Here is a 23,984-nt window from a genome sequence, read left to right as displayed (position 1 = left end):
ACAATGAAAAACATCATTACTTACCAAAGAATAAACTCAGACTACGAGAATGTTTGCTACGTAAACTCTATCTTTGCTCTCTTTCTCTATCTCTACATCAACCAAGGCGACAAGAATACTCTATTTGTAAGCCATACCGACTTTGAAGTTCTACTCAAAGCAAGCCAGCTAAATAATGTGATTATTGTCGACACTAAGTTAAATAATAACTGGGACTCTCTAGCCTATAAATTTGGTGCCTTAAAGTATGACATTTCTGAATTTATCGCCAAGAAACTCTTTTTTGGCCATGACCATTTAACTTATGCTTTTTTGTTTGATTTGGAAAATGGCTCTGTTCTGGAAGATGGGGCTGGCAACTATACCGGGCCGATTCCTTATAAGAAGCAGCTAAAGCGCAGCTTCAAAGGAAGAGTAAGCTCACCACTCGGCTATGGACAAGATATAACTTCTGTTTACTTGTCTAAGCCAGAGCAAATTGATCGCTTGTTAAAGCCCAAAGCTAAAGTTTTTGATGTTCCTAAGATGCTTGAATATACAAGAGAGCAGAGCCTAGAACTTGTAATGGCACATAGTTTAACTTCCCTCAGCCATCAAAATATTCTCTTCACACAACCAATCAGCGATATTATTAGCGAAGAGGGGAAGGTTGCCTTATATCAAGAAATTGTCGATAGGTACTCGATTACAGCAATCAAACCACACCCACGAGAAACCACGGATTACTCAAAGCACTTCTCATGCCTTGTGTTAGATAAGTTTGTACCTGCGGAAGTCTTAATCTCACCAGATGATACGGGGACAAGTTTATATACTCTGAGCTCCACCTCAGTTCTCAACCTTAAAGAGGTAAACACCAGTCTTTCTGTGGAACTACTGGCACCTGACTTACATAGTTTCCTCAAACAATGGAGCATCACTAATAATATGGAAATAAAATAATTGATCGCTATGTCGACATTACGACTACTGATAAAGATTTCCTAGGGAATCATAAGAGCGTTTCAAATCAATTTCAATTTTTTGAGAGTTACGCTCTATATCAACCGATTGATTAATAACTTGAGAGACCAAATCATCAAAATCAGTATAACTAATAAGATCAATGCCTAAACCTTTAACTAATTCGCTCTCGTTAGGTGTGTTTTTTTGTACAGCTATTATGCCCCTAGAAAATCTCAAATAAGTTCTCGCTGTCGAAATACCACCTCTTCCTTGCAAAAGGAAGACTGAGCATGACATTACAAGGTTCGAATAAGTTAGGGAGTTAGTTGCAATTGGGAAGCCTATATCAATCTTTACTTTCCTGATTTTCCTCATATAAAGTGCATATAGATCAATAATAACCCGAGCCTTTCGGTTGTTTTTATTGGTGAATATATGAAATTTGAATTCATCTAACAGGTTATTTCTATTAAACGAACGAATAATATCGATAACTTCTTTTGCTGAGAAAACGCCTTGTTTACTACCAATTAATACACTTTTTTCTGAAGAGTCATGCAAAGATCCAATATCATATATTCTTTTTAGTAACTCCAAATGCTCAACAGGCATAGTTCCAAATGGATCTCTACCTTCTATAATATCAAAATCATTTCTTTCCAAGACAGACTCAAGAGGCTCTCGATAAACACTTCCAAGAGATATAAAGTTTTTAATTTTAGGTAAAACATTTACACAACTTTCACCAATATTTAGCTTATTTGACTTTGAAACTTTCCCATTTTCTATTTTAGACAACTTCCACCGAGCTAACTCATCATCCGTCAAATAAATATAGATATTATCTCTAGTGTAAGAAATTATAATTTCTAAGTAACTTGAATTAAAAGAGTTAAGTGATATAAATGTTATTGACTTAAAATCAATAAATTGTTCAGGTAAGACATCTCTAAATCTAACTTTATGGACGCGACTATTCTCATTAGTATCCTCTATATCACCCAAACATATAAGCTCAATACTATTGGGATCAACACTGCATTTATTAATTAGCACATCAATATATAGATTTGTAAATACATGGTCAGAAAATCCAACTATGGCATGTTTATTCATTTTAAGTCCTAATATACTTAGTATGTGATATTTTCACCATTGGTTATTGACTGCTTGCTATTTAAACTCCAGAAATCAGTATATACTGCTGAAATGGTCACTCCAATATTATTTCTAATAAACTTATCATCATTTGATGTGTATGCTAATGATACGATACCTAATTTTTTTATAGCTATTGCATTAGTATAGGCTCTTTTGTTTACATCAATAGCATGAGCACTAAATGTTACAGCTGGTATTTTATTACTTACCAACCAATCAACTATGTTTTTTTCTTTAATGTTTATGTTGAAGACTATATTTTCAACTCCCAATTGAACAGCTAAGTCAAAACTTGATACATTAAAAACTTCCAGAATCATTCGGTTAGGGTAATTAAACATTTTCATTAATAAAGGAATATTTTTTATTTTGTCGACTACTAAAACTAAGTCTTCATTCTCTAAGAATAATTTATTTATTTCATGAATATTAACAGCTCTTGTTCCAGGGTTAAATTCAAATCCTCTAACTTCTTCATATGTTAGTGGTGAATCATCTTGTAATAGAGCACGACCTTCGCCATTGTAGTTCATCGCAGCCTTGAGTTCAGGCCAACTATGTACTCCTACTATTTCATTATCAGCTGTTACAGCTAAATCAATCTCAATAAGTTTCTTACCATCCGCTATTGAGTCAATTATTGAAGAAAGAGAATTAGTATATAAATGACTATATTTCATTTCATTTTGCGTACCACCACCTCCGTGAGCTATAACGGAGTAAGCATCACCGTAGGTGGAAGAGTTTATTTTATCAAGTATAGGTCCTAAGTTGGCATACTGTGAGACTCGCTCTTCTCCCTTTAGAATATTTTTCAAACTCCTTTTAATCCTTCTAAAGCTCATATGTAGCACCTCTCCTTACAACATTCAAATCATCATCAAGTATAAACTCTTCTTGTTTATTATTCTCAGAACTCAAAACCGATGATCCTAATTTTATCTGCTTGGCATCAATTGACATCCAGTCTCCTAATGTATGGACAAAATCTCGAAGATAGTAAGTTCTATCCAAGTATCTACCTGGTTTCTGATTGTTATCAATAAAGAATAATGGTACTTCTGCAGCCTCATAAGAAAAGTACTTGCCAGCACCGTGAATAAGATTAGGGTACTCTTCAGTCTTACTCAAACCATGGTCAGAAAAGTAGCATATTTTATATTCTAGATTTTTTTCCAATAAACAGTTTCTTATATCCTCTAAAAACATATAAGAGTTATAGATTGTGTCATCATAACAATCTATATGGGACTCAATGCCATCCAAGTGATACTTGCCTAAAGCAGATCGCTCTCGGAAATCCCAGTGAGACCCCATAGTATGAACCAAAAATAGTTTAGGTTTACTTGCAGGCTCTTTAATATGCTTTTTAATTAAATCAATTAATTCAAAATCACTTCCTGCTTTAGTATAATCAAATTGAAGATATTCTTTATAAGTTGCCCGATTAGCAATTGCTGCTATCGGTCGATCAGCATGCCCTAACTCACCTTGATTCGATAACCAATACGTTTCAAATCCTGCACTATTTGCTAGATCAACAATATTGAGATTAAAGTTGATTTCATTCGCATCATTACAAGCTAATATTCTAGGGATTGATGTCATCGTTTGTATGGCAGGAGCAATTGCTTCATGGACAATACTATAACCTTTCATTTTTTCTAGTGGCGGGGTTGTCGGTTTGTCATAACCATAAACATGATAATGGGATCGACAAGATGACTCACCAATAACAACGACGTATACATCTGTATTGCTATCTTTTCTTGATACCGCTTCCCACTCAGATTCTATTCTCATATTTCTCAATAGTTTTTTATACTTAAAGTACTCTGCAAAATAAATTAATGAGTTAAGTAGTGCATTGTATTTAAGAATTTTCAATGGAGCTTTAGCTTCTGCAACTTTTTCAATATAAATATACAATAAGGAAAAAATAGAAAGCGCTAATATAATTAAGGAAAAAAAAACCAAATAATTAAATAAATACAATTCACTTATATTGGATATTGAAATATACCACAGTAGAAAAACGTATATACCACTATAGACAATAGATAAAAAAAGCTTATTTTTATCTAAACTAGAGTAAAACTCTTTGGCTTCTGAAGGGTTTGACTCTAGTATTGAGGCTACACTTCCATAGCTAAGCCTTCCAAATACAGAAGAGTAGAAATAAGAAAAGAAGAATAAAACAAAAACAATAGGTAACAGAACCAATAAAGCACGTTCAAAAAAAATTGAAAGACCAATACAAAACATGGAACTAAACACACTTCTAGTTACAATCCCTTTAACTTTTGATAATGGAAAAATGTACTTTAACAAAGTATAATTAAGCCCGACAACAATTAGTAATGATGAAAGAAAAAATAAATATTCCATGTTCATAATTAATTCTATTTCTATCCTATTTAAATGTAAGTTTGCCAACAACCAAGTAAAACACATCAATAATCATTTAGACTAAATTAACATCACCTATAAAAATCAATTATATTCTCTGCCATCGAAAAATCAAAATTAGTATCAATATCAATAGAGCTCTCATTATCCATAATATACGCATAACCACTTTCAGAATAAGAAATACAGCCCAACCTTTCAAGATTACCGCTATCAAAAATATACAAAGCCCCATTTAAACGGTAAAACTGTTCAAGGTCTTGAGAACGTTGTAATGCTTCGGGCCTAATAAAGCTGCCCATAGATAAATCGACTGGCAATGTATTCGACCACATAGGTGAATGCTCACAGGGGGTAACGGAAACTACCGAATTTGCCTGCTTCTCTACAAATAGCTCAAGTGCTTCATCAATATGCTTAGATGTACGAAGTGGTGATGTAGGTTGTAACAAAACGATTATCTCAGCACCTTCCCTATACCTCTCAAGAGCATGTAGTAGTACATCTTCCGTTTTAGCGGTATCTGAAGCCAGAAAGCCGGGTCTCAATTCAGGAACGGGAAAGCCCAGAGCCTGACAAACATCCGCAATTTCCTTATCATCAGTGCTAACCACGACTTGATCAATATATTGACTCTTACTTGCGGCTTCTAGGGACCAACAAATCAAAGGCTTTCCAGCAAGAGGAAGGATATTCTTCCTAGGTAAACGCTTGCTACCACCTCGAGCAGGAATAAGAGCCATCACTTTTTTACCATCTATCATTACAAGATCCCCAAACTAAGGATATCTGATTGTGCTCGGTTAAAGTCATCCATACGCCCTATATCTAGCCAGTATTCATGAATAGGGAACATTAAAATGTTATCACGCTCATTCATATGTTCTTCAAGCAAAGTCGGCATATCAATACAGTGATTTTCAGGTACAGAGGCGATCACCTGAGGTGAAACTACATAAATCCCTGCATTCACAAAAAAACGCTGAATTGGCTTTTCGACCATACTGGTTATTTTATTACCTTCACCATTAATGACACCATAAGGTATCTGGTAATCGTACTCTCGAACACACATTGTCGCGTCAGCTTGATTCTCAGAGTGAAACTCTAACAATCGTTGAAAATCCACTTTCGTCAAGACATCACCATTCATCATAATCAATGGGAGGTCTTTGGGAAGACTCTCAGGCAACAAACCAAGAGCACCGCCTGTGCCTAGAGGAGATTCTTCATACACATAAGTAATATTAATCCCTAACTCAGAGCCGTCACCAAAATGTTGCTGGATTTGCTCTGGCATGTAATGTGTTGAAATATAGAAATTGACAAACCCGGCTTTGATAAAGCTACGAATTACCGTCTCTAAGATAGGTTTGCCACCAATGTTTAACATCGGTTTAGGACAGTGATCCGTTAATGGTCGTAAGCGAGTACCAAAACCACCAGCCATAATAAACACTGGATTCTGATGCTTAGGCTGATGCAAAGCACCATGTAGCGTTTCGAGCCCTATAACTTTACCGCTTTCATCAAGCAAGGGGATAGAAAGAATACCGCGACTCTCCATCAGAGCAATCAGTTCTTCTCGAGATGCCGTTGCCAGCGCCGTTGTTGGCTGAGTATTCATTACCTCAGATACCGGCTCGGTGAGTGGCAAATTATTCAATAAACCACGTCGAATATCACCATCGGTCACAACGCCGACTAATGACTGTTGCTCATCCACAACTAACACTACTCGTAATGCTTCTGTGTTGATTATTTCAAGAGCTTCGCGAATTGTGTTATTTGGCTTAATTAGCACGTTATTCCAACAATGACTCATTGCACACCTTGTTGTTATTCTGGGAAATGCTCACTACACAGAGGGCACTTAATATGACTTAATTATACTGCGAGAAGGATAACATATGCTTTGAGGTGAAAGAGATTTTGTCACAATAGCCCCAGCACCAACGATCGTCGACTCACCAATTGATAAGCTTTGAAAAACAGTAGCATTAGCACCAATATAGACATAATTATCTGTAAACACTTGCCCACAAAGTGTTGCATTCGGAGCGATATGGTTGTGCATACCTAGCTGACAATCATGCTCTACTACAGCTCCTGTATTCACTACACTAAAGTCATTAACCTTGGCTCCAGTTTGAACAGTAGCATTAGCAAACACTTGCACACCTTGACCTAATTCAGCGAATTCTGATACTCGTGCAGTTTCATCAACAACACTTTCAAATCGATAACCTAACTCAAGATAATACTCAGTAACCTTCTCTCGAATACGAGATTTAGGCATGATGCCTATTCCGTTAACCACACAAACGTCATCGGGGTGGTAGCCCTTGATATCACTATCTTTCGTTAACTGTTTCATCCCAGAGAAAACTTTTCGTTGCGATATATCATCAGGACAAATCACCGCAACTATCTCACGCCCTTGGCGAAGCAATATGTCTGCAAGCACGCTCGCATGTCCTCCGCCTCCAATTAGCACAATAGGCAACATAGAAGCAGCATTATTCAAAGATCAGCTCTCCGGCTTGATAAGCTTTAGAAGAAGAGCGTTCAAGCATATCCCAATAGCGATAAGGTGACATGCCATGACCCGGTCTCTTAATGGTGATATTTTCTGACGAAAACTCCTCACCTTCGGCAATATCACACGCAGCGACCAGGCTTTTCCTTGCGACCGCTTTGTTTTTCACTTCTGATACCGTTGGTGTTTTTACGCGACTTCCTAATGCCAACTCGACCTGTCGAATTGCGCTGACCATGGCCGTTAAGTCTTGAGGTTCAAGAGAAGCTTTGTGATCCGGTCCTTCCATGTTGTTATCTAGCGTAAAGTGCTTTTCAATCAACACCGCACCGCGAGCGACAGCTGCAATAGGAATCGTAATACCTTGACTGTGATCTGAATAACCTGCAGGTAGGTCAAACGCACGACCTAAAGTGTCCATAGCTTTAAGGTTAATCTCTTCCATTGGTGCTGGGTATTCAGTCGTACAGTGCAAGATTGTGACCTTACTCTTAAGCGCTTGTTGACCTTTATCAGAGGCATAAGCTTCCTGGAAGGCCTGCACAGAAGGTATGGCGTTGTCATCAGCAGTGTAACCAAATGCAATCACACCCAGCGCGATTTCGATTTCCGATAGTGTCGCCATACCAGTGGAGACAATCAAATCACACCCTGTTCGAGCATGTTCTAGTACGAGAGGGGCATTAGTAAGTTCACCAGAAGGCAACTTCAAGCGAGTTAACCCTAGATCGTTCACTAAAAAATCTAGGCTTTCTGAATCAAAAGCGGTTGATAAAAACTCAATACCGAGTTGCTCACAATGCTTAACCAATTGATGGTGAGCATCATAAGAGAGCTCTAAGCGACTAAGCATAGCTAATTGCGACTCTTGTTTCTGCGTGTTGGTAACCTGATATTCCGCCTGTTTCGCTTCTTCAGTTACAAGGTTTTTTGCCTTAAACGTCTGAAACTTTACAATATCAGCACCCGCTTGATAGGCTGCATCAACAAGCTCAAAAGCCAGTTTTTCATCACCATTATGGTTCACGCCTGCTTCAGCAATAATCAGAGTCATACCGCTCTCTCTTTCGTTATTTGTTACTAAAAGCTAAATGTATAGCTCTCAGTTCGGTAAATCGTGGAAGGTTTTGCATGGATTGAAATCCAGAGTTTTGATCATCTCGATCACTTTTTCACTGGTATTTCCTTGTCCGTACGGATTCTCTATCTCTTCCGCAGCTTCCTTATACTCACGTTCATTCGCAGATCTGATAGCTCGCTCAATGTCAGCTCTGTTCGCCTCACAATGCAGCACGCTTTTTGCTGCCAAGCGACCTTTCTGGCGAGATCCAATATTAACAGTGGGAACATCAAATGCCGGTACTTCAATAACACCGCTAGAAGAGTTGCCAATCACAGCCACTGCATATTTAACTGCACTGAGGTAACGCACTTGCCCAAGCGAAGGAATTGCTAATACGCGATCAGGTTGGCTCGCGGCGTAAGCTTCTAGCATTGGGATAATGCGGCGACCACCATCATCAGCATTTGGGTAAGTGAGGATAACTTGATGCTCTGGGAAACAGTTTAAAGCATCCAATAAAGCTTGGAATGCCTCTTCAGGTGCTTCATTGCCGAGTGTCACCGGATGATAAGTCACTAAGAAAAACGGCTTAGTCAAAGAAAAGTTGAGAGATTCCCCTAACTCGCCTAATGACATGAAGTCAGCACGTTTAAGGTGGTCAAGGCCTATTGCACCGACATTTCTTACTCGCTCAGGAGCCTCACCCAATTGAATCACGCGCTGACGATATTCGTCTGTCGACGTACCATGCAGGTAGCTCAGTTTGGTAATTGCATGACGAATCGCATCATCGTATGCGCCTTCTGTAATTTCACCACCATGCAAGTGAACAATAGGAATACGCAAAATCATCGCCGTTTGAGCAGCGGCTAATGCCTCAAAGCGATCGCCAAGTATAACCAATACATCAGGCTGTAGACGTGCTAAAGAGTCCGAGAAGCCAAGGACACCAAGGCCCATACTTTTAGCTGTACCTACGGCAGAATCAGACGAAAGCAGGATTTCAATTTTTTCATCAATCTTAAATCCATCTTTTTCTATCTGCTGATAGGTCTCCCCAAACTCCGGCGAAAGGTGCATCCCTGAAACGAGAAGCTGCAGTGTTAAATCGGGATCATTTTGAATATCTTTCAAAAGCCAAAAGAGCAGACCATACTCTGCTCTTGTCCCGGTAAAAACCGCTACTTTCTGAATCTTGTTTTCCATTAAGCGCCTTTAGACATTTGAATGGGTGTGCTCGGAATGTTGACCAAATGCGCTTCAATAAACTCAGACTGCGTCAAGTCACCACGCAATGCGTTCTCGAACATAGGAAGACGATGCATCAACTGCCAAATAGGACGCGTCATGACACCCGCAGAGTTGGTTTCTTCCAAAATTTGAGCTCGTGATGCTGTGTCTGGGCAAATAATCGCATTCAGCCAATAATTCGACGTCGCGTATTCTGGTTCTGTCACGAATGTAAATTCTGAACCGGCGAAAAAATGTTGGTATTGTTCAGCCAATTGGCGCTTCTGAACTAGGTATGATTCGAGCACTTCCATTTGTGCACAACCCAATGCGGCATTCAAATTTGGCATTCGATAATTGAAACCAGGCTCATCATGATAAAACTCAAAAGGGTGCGGGACCTTAGCTGTCGTGGTCACGTGCTTAGTACGAGCACCCTGCTCTTGAGTTTTACACAGAACCATACCACCGCCACCGGTTGTAATAACCTTGTTGCCATTAAAGCTGATCGCAGCATAATCACCGAATGTACCTGTATGTTGGCCTTTATAGAAAGAGCCCAAACTTTCTGCTGCATCTTCCACTAAGACCAGTTGCCACTTTAAACATACGGCGACTAACTCATCGAGTTCGACAGGGTGGCCGAAAGTATGCATCGGAACCACAGCGCGGATGCGTTGTCTTGTTTGTCTATGGATACAACCTTTTTCAGTCAACTCAGCGTGTTGTGTTAGATAGTGGTCAACAGCTTTAGGGCACAAGCCTAAGCTTACCGGAGATATATCAACAAAAATTGGCTCTGCACCCATGTGATACAGGGCATTGCAAGTCGCAACGAAGGTCAAAGCTTGTGTAACAACCAAATCACCGCGTTGTACGTCCGCCATATAGAGTGCTGCATGTAGAGCTGCGGTGCCATTGACAGCAGCTACCGCCTTTGCACTTCCGGTGTAAGCTTCAATCTTCGATTCAAACTGATCCACAAATTTACCAACACTTGAGACAAACGTACTCTCAATGGTTTCTGTGACGTAAGCTTTCTCGTTGCCATTGAATGTTGGCGCATGCAAAGGAACAAACTCATTGGTTTGGTAAGTATCACGAACAAATTCAACTAATGATGCAGGTTTCATGATCTCTCCTACATTTTACTGTCTAGATATTTGCCTGTTTCTTTGTGTCCAAAGTCAGGAATCATAGTAAAGAATAGCTCGACGATTTGCTCTTTACTCCACTCTCGATCGGATTTCATTTGACCAATTGTACTTTCAAATAAATTCAGTAACTCTTGCTGATACAAAGGGGCGTTTTTAATAATGCCTAGGTTTGCAAAGCGCTCCATATCGAGTGTTTCTTTATCGGTAAAAAACTCTTCAAAGTCTTTCTCACCAGTAGTGTCACTAGACGTAAACAAACAAGGCCACTTGCCTTGTGATGGAAGTGTTTTCGCCAACTCACGGGCTTCATCTTCGCTTTCACAAAGATGAGGTTCGTAACCGCGTTGCTCAAGGTACTTCACAGCAATATCTGCAAATGAGATTAAGTGAAGCGCTTCACTAAGTTTAGGGAAGAAGATGTCTCTGTTTTCACCAAAAATACACGACATTAAGCATAACTCACCAGACTCTTGAGGCGTGACGAAGTAGCGTTTAATGTCATTTGGCGCCACGATAGGTTGGTTTTTCAATAGGCGTTGGTTAAAGCCGTGTAATAGGGAACCATCAGAGAATGCCACGTTAGCAAAACGTGCTGTCGAGATAGCCATCTCTTCACTTTTACGCATTAGGAACATCTCCATAATACGCTTTGATGCTCCCATCATATTGACTGGATTTGCCGCTTTATCTGTCGATACGCAAAAGTACTTCTTCACACCTGCATCGATAGACTGTTGAATGGTCTTGTCAGTATTAAACACATTCACATCGATCATACGCATTAGTGTGTACGGGTCTTTTTCACTACGTACATGTTTAAGTGCCGATAGGTTCAATACATAGTCATATTGCCCATCAGCTTTAATAAACGCATCATACTCAATCGAACCAATGTCTAAAGCAAATGTTTGGAAGTCACCATTGATGTAACCAAAAGAACTACGAATATCTCGAACCACCTCCACCATGTTATTCTCACTGATATCAACAACATGCAATTTCTTAGGGTTGCGTTTAAAGATCTCTTTAGTAACCGCTTGGCCAATGGAGCCTGCGCCACCAAGTACAAGGAAACAGGATTCAGAAACAATACGGGATAGCTCAGCTTCGTGACTAGCGATATCTTGTGTAAACAGAGCATCGGTACGACCGATGAGGGGTAAAATGGAATTCATAGTAATTTCACTTCGTCATATTATACATTTTATTATACGTAAACTTATACCTTACCTAAAGGTAAGAAAAACTCTCAGACCGCCATTTAATATTTCTTTTTTCTACTTCTTTCTCAAATGATCGCTTTAATCTATCCCAATTCCCCTGCTTCCAGTCATCACCAGGTTGCTGATAACACTTATCAAAATCAATAATCCACACCCTATCCTGATCATCAATCAAGATGTTGTGGATGTTAAGATCAGTATGATTAACTTGTGCCTCATGCATCTTACGAATTTCAGCACCTATCTTTTGGTACATTTCCTTAGGCAATGCCTTATCTCGTAAGATCGCCACTAGGTCTTGAGCATTAGGGACTTTTTCACTCAAAAGATCGGCTTTATAGGTGAGCCCGCTTTTCACCACTCGAGCAGCAATCGGCTTAGGGACGTTAACCCCCAACTTCTTAAGTACTTTAAGCAGTTCGAACTCTTGGTAGCTGCGAGTCTTCTCATCACCAAAGTATAGGTACCTGTCTTCAACAAGTTTGCCAAATAGGCCACCACGACGGTAATGGCGCAATGCTGCTTGAATAGTGTCTAACTCAACAAACCACGTCGTACCACGCCCGGTGGCGCTCCCTATGATTTTATTTTGCTGCTGCCAATATTCAGCGTCAAAGGCATGCTTTGCCTGATCTGGTGAAATTAATGATTCGTCAAACCAAATCACTTGATTGTCAAAGTTAAGCGTTTGCATCCTATCTACCTACCTAATTGCTTAGTTTTATTTTACATTCCCCTAGCCCAACTGCATAATTCTTATTAATCAATTTGATAGAGCTCACCTCATGCCTTTGTTCGAATCTGCCCCTAAATCACTCTGTATTTTGCGACTTTCTGCGATAGGTGACGTGTGCAACACCATCGCCACTGTTCAAGCAATTCAAAAGCAATGGCCTGCTACCAAGATTACTTGGATCACCGGAAAGTTAGAAGCTCAATTACTCGCTGCAATTGAAGGCGTGGAAGTGCTCACCTTTGACAAGAAAGCGGGCCTTGAAGGCTACAAATCGTTGTGGCGACAGCTCAAAGGTCGTGAGTTTGATGCGCTACTTCATATGCAATACGCACTTCGTGCAAGCTTTGCCACTCTGGGTATCAAGGCAAAATACAAACTCGGGTTTGCGGCCGATCGCAGTCAAGATTTTCAGACGTTATTTACCAATACCAAAGTGAGTTCGCCCTCTTCACTGCATGTCGCAGATGGGTTAATGGCCTTTGCTCAACACATTGGTGTTCACGATACAACGCTGAATTGGTCTCTGTCCTATAAAGAGTCAGACAACGCATGGGCACAGCAACAGCTCGACACCAACAAACCTAACCTACTCCTGGTTCCTGGCGCCAGTAAAGCCTATAAGAACTGGCATGCACAAGGTTATGTTGATGTGGTTAACCATGCCCGCAATCAAGGCTGGAATGTCATTCTAGCAGGTAGCCCAGCGCAGGTTGAAGTCGAGTTGACACAAGCGATTCAAGAAAAGCTAACCGAACCTTGCCGCAACTTGGTTGGTAAAAGCTCTATCATGCAGATGCTTGCTATTATTGATAAAGTAGAGCTTGTCATTGCCCCCGATACCGGCCCAACTCATATGGCGAATGCGATGCAAACACCGGTTATTGGTTTATACGCTCACCATAACCCACGCCGCGTTGGGCCTTACCACTACCTGCAATATGTGGTGTCGGTTTACGAAGAGGCGATACTGGCAGAGACGGGTAAAACGAGCCAAGATCTAAGCTGGCGCACACGAGCAAAAGATGAGCAAGCGATGCAGCTTATAAAAAGTGAAACGGTCATTCGCATGTTTGACCAAATAGTCACTGATATTTACCCACAATACCAATGCCTTAAACCGCACGAATAAGGAAGAAATCTTGTCTAAACCAACTTTAGCCGTTGCTTTAATTGTAAAGAATGAAGAGAAGCATCTTGAGGCATGCCTTAATACTGTAAAAGGTTGGGCCGATGAAATCGTCCTACTCGACTCTGGTAGCAGCGACCGCACAGAAGAGATCGCAAAGCAATACACCGATAAGTTCTACACCAATTTAGAGTGGCCCGGCTTTGGGAAGCAAAGACAACTTGCTCAACAATATGTTACGGCTGATTATGTTTTATGGTTGGATGCTGATGAACAAGTGACCCCGGAATTAAAACAGAGCATTTTAAAGGCAGTGGCAGAAGATAAACCTAATACGCTGTTTCAAGTAAATCGATTAAGTGCCGCATTCGGAAAATTCATCTATCACTCAGGATGGTCCCCAGATTGGATAGTTCGCCTCTATCGTACAGATTACACTCAATATAATGACTCTCTTGTTCATGAGAAAGTTGAGAATCAAAACTACGCGATACAAAAACTCGATGGGCGGTTACATCACTATACCTACGAGCACCTTCACCACTACATCAATAAAACGACAGGTTACTTAAAAGCCTGGACGGATGAGAGAGAAGGTAGAAAGAGTGCCGGCCTAACAACAGCACTAACTCACGCTTTTGCAAGCTTCATTAAGATGTATATTATTAAACGTGGTTTCTTAGACGGTAAGCATGGCTTTATTCTAGCTTGGCTATGTATGCACTCTACATTCGTAAAATATATCGATCTATACCTACGAGAACAGGCAAAGAAATAATGAAAACAACTTTAATCATTACAACTTATAACTGGAAAGAAGCCTTAAAATCCGTGTTAAAGAGTGTAACGCGCCAAACCGTTTTGCCTGATGAAGTCATTGTGGCAGACGATGGTTCTCGAGAAGACACCAAAGAAATGATTGACCAAATGCGTAATGGTTTCCCGGTTCCATTGATACACAGTTGGCATGAAGACCATGGTTTTCAACTCTCTATGAGCCGAAACCGTGCTATAGCTAAAGCATCTGGCGATTACCTGATTATGGTTGATGGCGACATGGTGTTGTCACAAACCTTTATCGAATCACATAAACGCGTGGCGAAACCAGGTTGGTTTGTCCAAGGTGGACGAGTGCTGACTGACGAAGCATGCAGTCGTGAAATCATGGAGAATGGATTAGTTCCTTCTGTCTTTAGCAAGGGGATCCGGAACCGTAAGAACTGCATCACAAATTCGCGGCTAGCTAACTGGTTCTCTTATGAACGCAATAACGACAACGCGACTCGCGGCTGCAATATGGCATTTTGGCGACAAGATGTTATCGCAGTTAACGGCTTCAACCAAGATTTTGTAGGGTGGGGACGTGAAGACAGTGAGTTCGTTCACCGCATGCTCAATTCAGGTCACTCTCGTCTATACCTTAAGTTTTCGGGGGTGGGTTATCACCTTTACCATGCAGAAAACTCCCGTGGCTCGTTACCTGAAAATGATGCCATCCTTGACAACACGATAGAAAAAAAATTGACTCGTTGTGAAAATGGTATTGAACAATTTTTGTTGGGAAAATCATGAGTAAAAAAGTAATCTACCCAGGAACCTTTGACCCATTGACCAATGGACATTTAGACTTAATTGAACGCACTGCTCATATGTTTGAGTCTGTCATCATTGGGGTTGCAGCGAGCCCTTCCAAAAAGACTATGTTTAGCCTAGAGGAAAGAGTCAACTTAGTGAAGCAGTCTTGTCAGCACCTTAATAATGTTTCCGTCGTTGGTTTCAGTGGGCTGCTAGTGAATTTTGCGCAAGATCAAAGAGCGAACATACTCATTAGAGGTTTACGCACAACTATGGACTTTGAGTATGAATTTGGTTTGACTAGCATGTACCGAAAGCTATTACCTAGCCTAGAGAGTATCTTTCTTACACCATCTGAAGAGTTTGCTTTTCTTTCATCAACAATAGTAAGAGAAGTTGCTATTCATAGCGGTGATGTTACTCCGTTTGTGCCTAAGCCAGTGAATCAAGCTATCTTAAAGAAGTTAAAATAGTTATGAAAAAACTAAAATACTACCTATCAAATACCCTATTAGCTTGGTTGCCATCAGCATATTTTCACCTATCAGCTAAACGATTATTAAGCTCCAAAAGCCAATATGATTATTCCTACCTCAAGCAAAGAGTTGATTACTACTGCAAGCTGCAAACAAACGTTGAGATCTCCCCTCGAGGTGGAACAAAAGTAGGGGACTTTAAAAAAACGGGAGGTAGTGCTTATTACTTTGACTTATTAAAGGTTATCAAGTGCTTCCCTAAACATGCCACCTTTAAATATGTTAACGGTGATGTAATTGATGTTCCCGAAGAGCCGAGCTTTCTCAAAAGTCGTCCAATTGAAGGGAATAATACCAATTCGATATTGCTAAAACTCAACGCTATAAGGCATTATTTTTTCGTAGATGGCGATCAAGCCTATGAAAGTAAAAAAGACATGCTAGTTTGGAGGGGGACAGGATTTAGACCTAATCGTAGAACACTTCTTTCAACGCACTTTCACAATCCCCGTTGTAATGTCGGTCGAGTAGACACGCAAGACAAAGAACCAGAACAATTGAGCTACGTAACACCATCAATGACAGTTAAAGAGCAGCTCAACTATAAATTCATCCTGAGTTTAGAAGGCATGGACGTTGCAACAAATTTAAAGTGGATCATGTCATCAAATTCACTTTGCTTTACGCCTAAACTAAGATATGAGACTTGGTTTATGGAGGGGAAGCTACAAGGTGGTGTTCATTTTGTTGAAGTGAACGATGATTTCTCAGATCTTGATGAAAAGATGAATTACTACTTAGCACACCCCGAAAAAGCAAAAGAAATTGTAAACAACGCCCATCAATGGGTCGACCAATTTAGAGACAGCGAACAAGAGAAAATAATCTCACTTATGGTTGCTGATAAGTATTTCTCTCATGTAAAAATCAAACAAGATGCTTAACAACTTCAACAACTTCAACAACTTCAACAACTTTTAATAATGTGGAAATTGGGCTAATCATTCCTAACATCCAATCTACTTAAATGATCTAGTAACGATATTTCACTTTATTCATAACCCGTTGAATCATATTAAATGGATTGAACGTTTTTTTACCCTTCCGCTTATTCGCAATACTGGTTAGGTTTTCTTGCCTTTTAGCAACGACAATTGGACTAATATAGCCGTAGCAGCCACTCAATTTAGGTATTGAAAGCCACTTATCAATAGGCATTGCATAAGCAGTCTTGCTCATACTGCTGAGTAAGTCTCGTGCTCTTAATGGCATAATTCCGTAGCATACAGTTGGAAACGGTTTATTCTCTTTTACATCAGATACTCTAAATGGCTTTTCCGCATTCAAAATGTAACTAAAGTTTGTAAAATTCACTAAACCATATTGATTGATGTAGTTAAGTACATCATCTTCTAGAAGCCTTGAAGCACTTTCAATGAACTCGATATTATCTTCAATAACTATCGCGGCTTCTCCATGCGCAACAATCTTTTCCCAAGCTTGGGAGTGAGTTTTAAAGCAACCGATTTCACCGGCCATAATCGCTTTTTGCCTAAAACCATGTGAATATTTTTCGTATTTTGCTTCCAGTTTTTGAAGGTCAGTGTATGAATCAGAGTAAACAAATTCGAAATCAACATCCTGAAGATAGTTTGAAATCTTTGTAACTCTCTCTTCATCACCTGTAGTAATTACGAATAATTTTAACTTTGCACCTACCATCGCTTCCACTTTAAAACCTCAACTCTTGTTGTTCAATATAGTATAATATCGACCCCATATCTGATTAGCAAGAGGACTCTATGGCAGACCTATTTAACAAACCAGGTGACACTGGACTTCTGAGAGTTGTCAAAGCATCAGGCTATTCTTTAAAAGGCTTGAGAGCAGCCTTTAAGAGTGAAGCTGCCATTCGACAAGAACTGGCCTTATGCGCTATTTTTATCCCTATGGCCCTTTACTTAGATGTAAGCAAACTAGAAACTCTAGCTCTTATCGGTTCGCTAGTATTTATCTTTATATTAGAGCTAATTAACTCAGCAATAGAAGCTGTCGTTGATCGGATCGGCCCAGAACATCACGAGCTTAGCGGCAAAGCGAAAGACATAGGTTCCGCGGCGGTCATGGTTGCAATTCTATTTGCTATCTTCACTTGGTTATTAATATTGGTTTAAGTTAGATTTATGTTTCAAAACAACATCAAAAATCTCACTCGTATTATTTGGTTACAAGTTGCTTTATTCACTATTTTTGCATCACTGTTTAGACAGGTTTTTATTTTTTAATTGGTGATGTCACTGAAGTATACCAAGTCATTCCGGATTATATTCAATCAATTGTTATTGGATTGAGGTTTGATTTAAGAGTCGCAACAATAGCCTTTGCGCCATTATTATTACTGGGGCTAATTCTATCAGGTACCAATTTATTTAAATTAATCAGTAAAATAATTTCCATTTATTCATTTGTTATATATTTCTTAGGGGTATCTGTATCTATTGGTAATTATTATTACTATAAAACATACAGTAATCACTTCGATATCTTCATGTTTGGTCTTGTTGAAGATGATACTTCAGCCGTTTTATTAACAATGTGGCAAGATTATCCAATCATCATCATGTCGTTAATTTCGCTATTAACCACTATAACGCTCTTCAAAATAACGCTATCTGTTTGGGCGAATTTAGATAAAAAAACATGGCCGAAGCAAAAGGTTTGGGTTACAACTCTGACCGTGTTCTTTACCATCGCGGCTTATTTTGTGTTAGCTCGAGGCTCTGTAGGGACATTCCCACTCAAACAATACCACGCTAATGTTTCAAATTACGAAGTTCTCAATAAAGTCACACCCAATGCTTTTTTAGCATTAGATTGGGCAAGAAGCGAGCATAAAAGAAGCGCAAATTTTACCGCGGTAACAAGAACGGATTTCGAAGAAAAAGCACACCAAGTTCTTGGTCAGGACGAACCAGTTTACCATACGGATAAAAACAACTACCTTGAAAGCAACAAACCTAACGTTGTGTTTGCTCTCATGGAAAGTATGGGGACAAACTTACTTGTTGAAGATAATGGGAAAACAACCGATCTATTGGGCTCACTAAGACCACATTACGAGAACGATTTTAGCTTTGAGCGATTTCTGCCCGGTACAGGCGGGACCATTAACAGTATCGTCATGGTGTTATTTCATAGTAACGTAAACTCAATAAGCCACGGTAAAGAATAGAACACCCCATTACCAGGCTCAGCGCTCCTACCTTATAAAAAAGCTGGATATAAAGTTATATACATTACCGGAGGTAGCCCATTATGGCGCAATCTCAAGTATTACATGCCGGTACAAGGGGTTTATGAATTTTATTCGGAAGAAGATATCTACGAAGCGTTTCCTGAGTCCGTTGAGTACAGGGAGGTAGAAACCTACTAGCAGAACAAGACGTCTCATCCCCATACGCGTACACAAGCGGAGTAACCTTTACCCCACAGGGCGTATCCCATAGCACAAATTCTAAAGCGATTTACCCTTGGAAGAATGAATCTAATCTTGCTGTTGAAAGGGAAGCGATACCAAACCCAACGCCTGATATTGATGTAGAACATTCAAAGTTACAGACATTGTTTATCAATTCGCAAATGAGAGGCTTTAGGGTTCAACAATAAAAGTAAAAGGGGAGCACAATGCTCCCCTTTTTAACTTTGGCACTCTTCACAGAAAAACGTATTCCTCTGCCCTATTTTTAACTCTTGGATTAGAGCTTCACAGCTTGGGCACTTTTCACCCGCTTTACCATACACTTGCAACTCTTGGGCGAAATACCCCGGCTTGCCATCTGCTTGCGCAAAATCTTTTAAAGTAGTGCCACCTTGTTTGATGGCAGTCGCAAGTACTTGCTTTATCTCTTTGGTCAGTAGCATCCACTCTGCTTGAGTTATCTTGTTAGCAGGGCGAAGTGGATGAATTCGTGAAGAAAACAGCGCCTCATTAGCGTAGATGTTACCCACTCCTACCACTACTTTGTTGTCCATAATGAACTGTTTGACGGCAACTTTACGCTTTTCTGCTTTCTCGGCAATGTAATCTGCGTTGAAGTCATCGGTTAACGGCTCAGGACCAGAGCCAAGTAGTACAGTATGTATCTCATCAGGCGCCGACCATAGCCAAGCACCAAAACGACGCGGATCGTTGTAACGCAATATCTTGCCATTGGTGAGCTTAAGATCCACGTGATCGTGTTTTGCTGGCGGGAAATCTGCGTCTAACACGCGCAGTGAGCCAGACATACCAAGGTGAACAATTGCTGTGCCCATATCGGTATCAATCAGTAGGTACTTTGCGCGACGCGAGATAGAGCGAATCACCTGCCCTTCTAATTTCTTAAGTTCTTGAGGGATATCCCAACGCAGCTTGGGGGTACGAAAGGTAAGGGTTTTAATCGTCTCGCCAACTAAATGAGGCGAGATCCCCATGCGGCTTACTTCAACTTCGGGTAATTCAGGCATAGTTAGTCGTCCGATTTCATTGGTTTGTCTGATATAGACTGCTTGTTTGATGTAGATAGTTTGTCTGATTTAAAGGACTGGTCTGAGCCAAAGCTTGGAAACAAATAGTTCTCTTCAATAGACACTGCTAGCCACTGATCATTCCAGTTTTTTAACAACCAAAATTCAGGCAATTGATAATAAGTAATGCGCTGTGGCTCTTCTTGGTCTTGATACCACACTTCAATGGTGTGGGGTGTCTTTAGCTGAGGGGCAAGATCGGTATAGGTTTGTGAATCGACTTCAGTGCCCACAAGCTCTTGCCATCGCTGAGACAGCTCTTGTGCACTGGTAGTTTGAGGAAGTGTTGTGTCTTTAAATTGATAAATCCAATGACCATCTTCTTTCAAAACTGACCAATGAGCAAAGTGTAAAGCTTGAAGCTCAGCTGCTGGATTTAAAAGAGAGGGATAAGGACTGCTGACATTAACTTCAGGCTCGGGCTCGATAAGATACGCTTTGATCAAAGTGGGCAGGTTTAATACCCCAATAAAAGCGATCACGCTTAACATGAGTATGTTGTTCCACCGGCGTCCACGATATCTCATCTGATTCTGCTCATCTAACCTATTGAGTGTTCAGTATATCGTGAAAAAGGCGATACTTTCTATGTTGCGCTATTTTCTATCACATAAGCCCATCGGCAGTGTAACGTCCGTACGGTAGGTGCCAAATTGAGCCAATGAAACTTACGCCTCTCAAAAACACTTAATCTTCTCGAAAAAGCTTAGGCTTCTCAAAAAACCTTAGACCTCTCAAAACAATGGGGCTCCCAAATTTCGGGCATAAAAAAACCCAGCTATAAGCTGGGTTTTTAATTTATTCTTCTATAAAAGAAGAGACAAAGGGGCTATCAATTACTTGATTTTAGCTTCTTTGTACATAACGTGCTGGCGAACTACTGGATCAAACTTTTTGATCTCAAATTTGCCTGGCATGTTACGCTTGTTCTTGTCAGTTGTGTAGAAGTGACCAGTTCCAGCAGAAGATACTAGACGGATTTTCTCACGAATGCCTTTAGCCATTGCTTAATTCCTCTTAAACGTTTTCGCCACGTGCACGGATATCAACAAGAACAGCATCGATGCCTTTCTTATCAATAATACGCATGCCTTTAGCAGTTAGACGTAGTTTAACAAAACGTTTTTCGCTCTCTACCCAGAAACGGTGAGTTTGTAGGTTCGGCAGAAAACGACGCTTGGTAGCATTGCGTGCGTGTGAACGGTTGTTACCCGTTACTGGACGCTTACCAGTTACTTGACATACTCGGGACATGAATGTCTCTCCAAATCGTTTCAGCTCGATATCAACCTTGGTGGCCGAACCTCTCTATCAATTCTGAAAATAGAGGTAAAAACCACAATGGAAAATCCATTCAAGGCTATCAAAGGTCGCGTATTATACTAACTTGACATGCATTGCTCAAGACCCGAACAGATCCTTTTTAAGGATTTCGTGATCTTTTTTTGAACACCGCAGCTATTTGAGTAATCAGAGCTGATTTAAGGTTCTAAAATGTGGGCGGAATAATAGCAGATTTAACGCAACTAACAACCTAAAATGTGATTCAAATCCATCCTCTCTCTGCAAAAGAGATAACTTCACCATCTCCAACCACAAAATGGTCGAGAATTCGGATGTCCACCAGCGCCAATGCATCGGTTAATCGGCGTGTAATTCGCCTGTCTGCTTGGCTTGGCTCCGCAACACCAGAAGGATGGTTGTGAGCCAAGATTAATGCGGCGGCATTATGATGAAGTGCCCTTTTGACGACTTCTCTTGGGTAAACCGACGCTGCATCGATGGTTCCTTCAAACATGACTTCATCCTTTATTACCCGGTTTTGATTATCTAAGAACAATATATAGAAGGCTTCTCGCTGGCGATCGCGCAACATACTCGAAAGATACAACTTGGTATGATTCGGACTGGTCAACGCGTCCCCTCGAGATAATGTCTCTGCTAAGTAGCGTTGCGTCATCTCCAATACGGCCTGTAATTGGACGTACTTTGCCTGACCCATTCCCTTATGAGCACAAAACTCGGCCTCCGTTGCTGAAAAAAGGTGACGCAGCGAGCCAAAATCTTTGATCAACTTGTCGGCTAGCTCTAGAACGTTCATTCCTTGTGTACCCGTTCGAAGAAATATCGCGAGCAGCTCTGCATCAGTCAAAGAGTCCGGCCCTCTATTGAGTAGCTTTTCTCTTGGCATAGATTCAACAGGTATTTTACTTATGGACATATAAAAACTAATCAGTGGGTCATGAACACGATCCATCAGCCTAATTTATTTGCCAGTGGACAGCTTTCGTAGCGTTACAAAGAAGACTAATGCCTAGCAGAATGATGTAATTGATAAGTTTGATAACACCAACTTGATGAGCATCAAATCTGTTCCAATTCTGCTTCTAGGCACTAATCCTTTGTTCTGATATCGTAAGTCCCAGAGAAATTAAGGAACAGAATCATGCAAACACTGGTTAATCAACAGAGCAGCGCTGACCAACAAGGCTTAGTTGGCAAAAAAATCCTACTTGGTATTAGTGGTGGTATCGCGGCTTATAAATGTGCCGAACTGACTCGCCGCTTAATTGAACGTGGAGCGCAGGTACAAGTCGTCATGACAAATGCGGCTAAGGAGTTCATCACTCCTCTCACCATGCAAGCTGTATCTGGAAGACCGGTGTCTGATAGTTTGCTTGATCCTGCTGCTGAGGCTTCGATGGGGCACATCGAACTCGCGAAATGGGCTGATTTAGTACTATTAGCGCCAGCAACGGCTGACCTTATTGCTCGCATGACGGCGGGCATGGGCAACGACTTGCTGACCACTCTGGTTTTGGCGACCGATGCGCCAGTTGCGGTATCCCCAGCAATGAACCAGCAAATGTACAGCCACCCGGCGACTCAAGAGAACATTGCCACGCTAAAACGTCGTGGTTGTGAAATCTGGGGCCCTGCTGCAGGCGAGCAAGCGTGTGGTGATGTCGGCATGGGTCGCATGCTAGAGCCTATGCAGCTCGTGCACCGTTGTGAAGACTTCTTCCAACCTAAGCCACTTTCTGGTCGTTCTGTATTGATCACGGCGGGGCCAACTCGTGAAGCCATCGATCCTGTGCGTTACATTACTAACCACAGCTCAGGTAAAATGGGCTATGCACTGGCTGAAGCGGCCGCGAAACAAGGCGCAACAGTGACTCTAGTCAGCGGCCCTGTATCACTAGCAACGCCAAACAAGGTTAATCGCATTGATGTCGACAGCGCACAACAGATGTTTGATGCCGTTAGCGCTAACGCCGCTCAGCACGATATTTTCATCAGCTGCGCTGCGGTTGCCGATTACCGCCCTGAGACCATTGCAGACCAAAAGCTTAAAAAGGTCGATGGTAAAGATGACATGACCATTCAAATGGTTAAGAACCCAGACATTGTCGCTTCTGTTGCCTCAATGACGGAAAGCCGTCCATTTACCGTAGGCTTCGCTGCAGAAACGCAAGATGTAGAGAAATACGCTCGCGGCAAGCTGGAAAGAAAGAACCTCGACATGATTTGCGCCAACGATGTTTCAGTCGAAGGACAAGGCTTCAATAGCAGTAGCAATGAATTGCACCTTTACTGGAAAGGCGGCGATAAATCTCTACCACTGGAAAGTAAAGACACACTTGGTTTCCAGATCCTCGATCAGATCCAACAGCTTATTGATGCATAAACGCACAAATTTGCTCTGACAATCTGCTGACACCTCTCGATTCTGTTGACCTAGGGCTCACAAAACTAGGAAACAGAATTGAATGGTGTT

At 40.8% G+C, this 23,984-nt stretch carries 26 protein-coding genes; 9 read left to right on the top strand and 17 right to left on the bottom strand.

Annotation, left to right across the window (positions count from 1 at the left end; all coding sequences use genetic code 11):
- The first annotated feature begins 3 nt into the window (after positions 1 to 3).
- Positions 4 to 942, top strand: a complete 939-nt coding sequence (locus OQJ75_RS07605) for a glycosyltransferase family 52 (protein WP_265972088.1) — start codon at positions 4 to 6, stop codon at positions 940 to 942.
- 24 nt (positions 943 to 966) lie between these two features.
- Here the strand turns inward: OQJ75_RS07605 and OQJ75_RS07600 are convergent, their stop codons facing one another.
- The 11 genes from OQJ75_RS07600 to OQJ75_RS07550 all read right to left on the bottom strand — a co-directional run bounded on the left by OQJ75_RS07600 (position 967) and on the right by OQJ75_RS07550 (position 12,421).
- Positions 967 to 2,061, bottom strand: coding sequence for a hypothetical protein (locus OQJ75_RS07600; RefSeq protein ID WP_265972090.1), 1,095 nt, complete (start codon positions 2,059 to 2,061; stop codon positions 967 to 969).
- A gap of 17 nt (positions 2,062 to 2,078) precedes the next feature.
- Positions 2,079 to 2,924: a hypothetical protein gene (locus tag OQJ75_RS07595; RefSeq protein WP_265972091.1), complete on the bottom strand. Its 846-nt coding sequence runs from the start codon at positions 2,922 to 2,924 to the stop codon at positions 2,079 to 2,081.
- Positions 2,925 to 2,940: 16 nt separating this feature from the next.
- Positions 2,941 to 4,500, bottom strand: coding sequence for a sulfatase-like hydrolase/transferase (locus OQJ75_RS07590; RefSeq protein ID WP_265972093.1), 1,560 nt, complete (start codon positions 4,498 to 4,500; stop codon positions 2,941 to 2,943).
- Positions 4,501 to 4,586: 86 nt separating this feature from the next.
- A complete protein-coding gene (locus OQJ75_RS07585; RefSeq protein WP_265972095.1) occupies positions 4,587 to 5,279 on the bottom strand; it encodes a cytidylyltransferase domain-containing protein in 693 nt (230 codons plus the stop codon).
- Entirely contained in the window at positions 5,279 to 6,340 is a 1,062-nt protein-coding gene (locus OQJ75_RS07580) for a nucleotidyltransferase family protein (RefSeq protein ID WP_265972097.1), read from the bottom strand. The genes OQJ75_RS07585 and OQJ75_RS07580 overlap by 1 nt, the downstream gene beginning before the upstream one ends.
- Before the next feature lie 48 nt (positions 6,341 to 6,388).
- Positions 6,389 to 7,042 carry an acetyltransferase gene (locus tag OQJ75_RS07575; RefSeq protein ID WP_265972098.1) on the bottom strand — a complete coding sequence of 218 codons (654 nt, stop codon included), beginning with the start codon at positions 7,040 to 7,042 and terminating at the stop codon, positions 6,389 to 6,391.
- Positions 7,035 to 8,108 (bottom strand): N-acetylneuraminate synthase, encoded by a 1,074-nt coding sequence (neuB, locus tag OQJ75_RS07570; RefSeq protein WP_265972099.1) that lies wholly within the window; start codon positions 8,106 to 8,108, stop codon positions 7,035 to 7,037. Before neuB ends, OQJ75_RS07575 begins: the two co-directional genes overlap by 8 nt.
- A gap of 48 nt (positions 8,109 to 8,156) precedes the next feature.
- Positions 8,157 to 9,323: a UDP-N-acetylglucosamine 2-epimerase gene (neuC, locus tag OQJ75_RS07565; protein WP_265972101.1), complete on the bottom strand. Its 1,167-nt coding sequence runs from the start codon at positions 9,321 to 9,323 to the stop codon at positions 8,157 to 8,159.
- Positions 9,323 to 10,480: a LegC family aminotransferase gene (locus OQJ75_RS07560; RefSeq protein WP_265972103.1), complete on the bottom strand. Its 1,158-nt coding sequence runs from the start codon at positions 10,478 to 10,480 to the stop codon at positions 9,323 to 9,325. Before OQJ75_RS07560 ends, neuC begins: the two co-directional genes overlap by 1 nt.
- An 8-nt stretch (positions 10,481 to 10,488) precedes the next feature.
- Complete coding sequence (locus OQJ75_RS07555) at positions 10,489 to 11,679, bottom strand: UDP-N-acetylglucosamine 4,6-dehydratase (RefSeq protein WP_265972104.1); 1,191 nt, start codon at positions 11,677 to 11,679, stop codon at positions 10,489 to 10,491.
- 55 nt (positions 11,680 to 11,734) lie between these two features.
- Positions 11,735 to 12,421 carry a 3-deoxy-D-manno-octulosonic acid kinase gene (locus OQJ75_RS07550; RefSeq protein WP_265972106.1) on the bottom strand — a complete coding sequence of 229 codons (687 nt, stop codon included), beginning with the start codon at positions 12,419 to 12,421 and terminating at the stop codon, positions 11,735 to 11,737.
- 97 nt (positions 12,422 to 12,518) lie between these two features.
- Between OQJ75_RS07550 and OQJ75_RS07545 the strand changes: the two genes are divergently transcribed.
- From OQJ75_RS07545 to OQJ75_RS07525, 5 genes are read left to right on the top strand one after another with little or no spacing between them, the layout of a single operon-like run.
- On the top strand, positions 12,519 to 13,592 hold the full coding sequence (locus OQJ75_RS07545; RefSeq protein ID WP_065584556.1) for a glycosyltransferase family 9 protein: 1,074 nt from the start codon (positions 12,519 to 12,521) through the stop codon (positions 13,590 to 13,592).
- A gap of 10 nt (positions 13,593 to 13,602) precedes the next feature.
- Positions 13,603 to 14,367, top strand: a complete 765-nt coding sequence (locus OQJ75_RS07540; RefSeq protein WP_265972107.1) for a glycosyltransferase family 2 protein — start codon at positions 13,603 to 13,605, stop codon at positions 14,365 to 14,367.
- The gene (locus OQJ75_RS07535; RefSeq protein ID WP_265972109.1) at positions 14,367 to 15,161 is read left to right on the top strand and encodes a glycosyltransferase family 2 protein; all 795 of its coding nucleotides are present in this window, start codon (positions 14,367 to 14,369) and stop codon (positions 15,159 to 15,161) included. Before OQJ75_RS07540 ends, OQJ75_RS07535 begins: the two co-directional genes overlap by 1 nt.
- Positions 15,158 to 15,637, top strand: a complete 480-nt coding sequence (gene coaD / locus OQJ75_RS07530) for a pantetheine-phosphate adenylyltransferase (protein ID WP_050652731.1) — start codon at positions 15,158 to 15,160, stop codon at positions 15,635 to 15,637. Before OQJ75_RS07535 ends, coaD begins: the two co-directional genes overlap by 4 nt.
- 2 nt (positions 15,638 to 15,639) lie before the next feature.
- Entirely contained in the window at positions 15,640 to 16,584 is a 945-nt protein-coding gene (locus OQJ75_RS07525; protein WP_265972112.1) for a glycosyl transferase family 90, read from the top strand.
- 88 nt (positions 16,585 to 16,672) lie between these two features.
- On the opposite strand, the gene OQJ75_RS07520 is transcribed toward OQJ75_RS07525, so the two are convergent.
- Complete coding sequence (locus OQJ75_RS07520) at positions 16,673 to 17,362, bottom strand: glycosyltransferase family 25 protein (protein ID WP_265972301.1); 690 nt, start codon at positions 17,360 to 17,362, stop codon at positions 16,673 to 16,675.
- Positions 17,363 to 17,442: 80 nt separating this feature from the next.
- On the opposite strand from OQJ75_RS07520, the gene OQJ75_RS07515 reads away from it, so the two are divergent.
- Both OQJ75_RS07515 and OQJ75_RS07510 read left to right on the top strand, forming a co-directional pair.
- The gene (locus OQJ75_RS07515; protein WP_265972114.1) at positions 17,443 to 17,814 is read left to right on the top strand and encodes a diacylglycerol kinase; all 372 of its coding nucleotides are present in this window, start codon (positions 17,443 to 17,445) and stop codon (positions 17,812 to 17,814) included.
- Between the two features lie 374 nt (positions 17,815 to 18,188).
- Positions 18,189 to 18,872 (top strand): hypothetical protein, encoded by a 684-nt coding sequence (locus OQJ75_RS07510; protein ID WP_265972116.1) that lies wholly within the window; start codon positions 18,189 to 18,191, stop codon positions 18,870 to 18,872.
- 464 nt (positions 18,873 to 19,336) lie between these two features.
- Here OQJ75_RS07510 and mutM read toward each other — a convergent pair whose 3' ends face one another.
- The 5 genes from mutM to radC all read right to left on the bottom strand — a co-directional run bounded on the left by mutM (position 19,337) and on the right by radC (position 22,427).
- Entirely contained in the window at positions 19,337 to 20,146 is an 810-nt protein-coding gene (mutM, locus tag OQJ75_RS07505; protein ID WP_265972118.1) for a bifunctional DNA-formamidopyrimidine glycosylase/DNA-(apurinic or apyrimidinic site) lyase, read from the bottom strand.
- Positions 20,147 to 20,148: 2 nt separating this feature from the next.
- Entirely contained in the window at positions 20,149 to 20,697 is a 549-nt protein-coding gene (locus OQJ75_RS07500; RefSeq protein ID WP_265972120.1) for a hypothetical protein, read from the bottom strand.
- Between the two features lie 345 nt (positions 20,698 to 21,042).
- Positions 21,043 to 21,210: a 50S ribosomal protein L33 gene (gene rpmG / locus OQJ75_RS07495; RefSeq protein ID WP_002535344.1), complete on the bottom strand. Its 168-nt coding sequence runs from the start codon at positions 21,208 to 21,210 to the stop codon at positions 21,043 to 21,045.
- 13 nt (positions 21,211 to 21,223) lie between these two features.
- Positions 21,224 to 21,460 carry a 50S ribosomal protein L28 gene (rpmB, locus tag OQJ75_RS07490; protein WP_004728407.1) on the bottom strand — a complete coding sequence of 79 codons (237 nt, stop codon included), beginning with the start codon at positions 21,458 to 21,460 and terminating at the stop codon, positions 21,224 to 21,226.
- A 292-nt stretch (positions 21,461 to 21,752) separates the two neighbouring features.
- On the bottom strand, positions 21,753 to 22,427 hold the full coding sequence (gene radC, locus OQJ75_RS07485) for a RadC family protein (RefSeq protein WP_265972302.1): 675 nt from the start codon (positions 22,425 to 22,427) through the stop codon (positions 21,753 to 21,755).
- Positions 22,428 to 22,652: 225 nt separating this feature from the next.
- Here radC and coaBC point away from each other — a divergent pair, with 225 nt between their 5' ends.
- The gene (gene coaBC, locus OQJ75_RS07480; protein ID WP_265972167.1) at positions 22,653 to 23,894 is read left to right on the top strand and encodes a bifunctional phosphopantothenoylcysteine decarboxylase/phosphopantothenate--cysteine ligase CoaBC; all 1,242 of its coding nucleotides are present in this window, start codon (positions 22,653 to 22,655) and stop codon (positions 23,892 to 23,894) included.
- Positions 23,895 to 23,984 lie beyond the last annotated feature (90 nt).

Origin of the sequence: Vibrio sp. 14G-20, assembly GCF_026241515.1 — a bacterium.
Classification (GTDB): domain Bacteria; phylum Pseudomonadota; class Gammaproteobacteria; order Enterobacterales; family Vibrionaceae; genus Vibrio.
The sequence above is the reverse complement of the archived record's forward strand: the minus strand, read 5'-3'. Positions and strand labels throughout refer to the sequence as shown.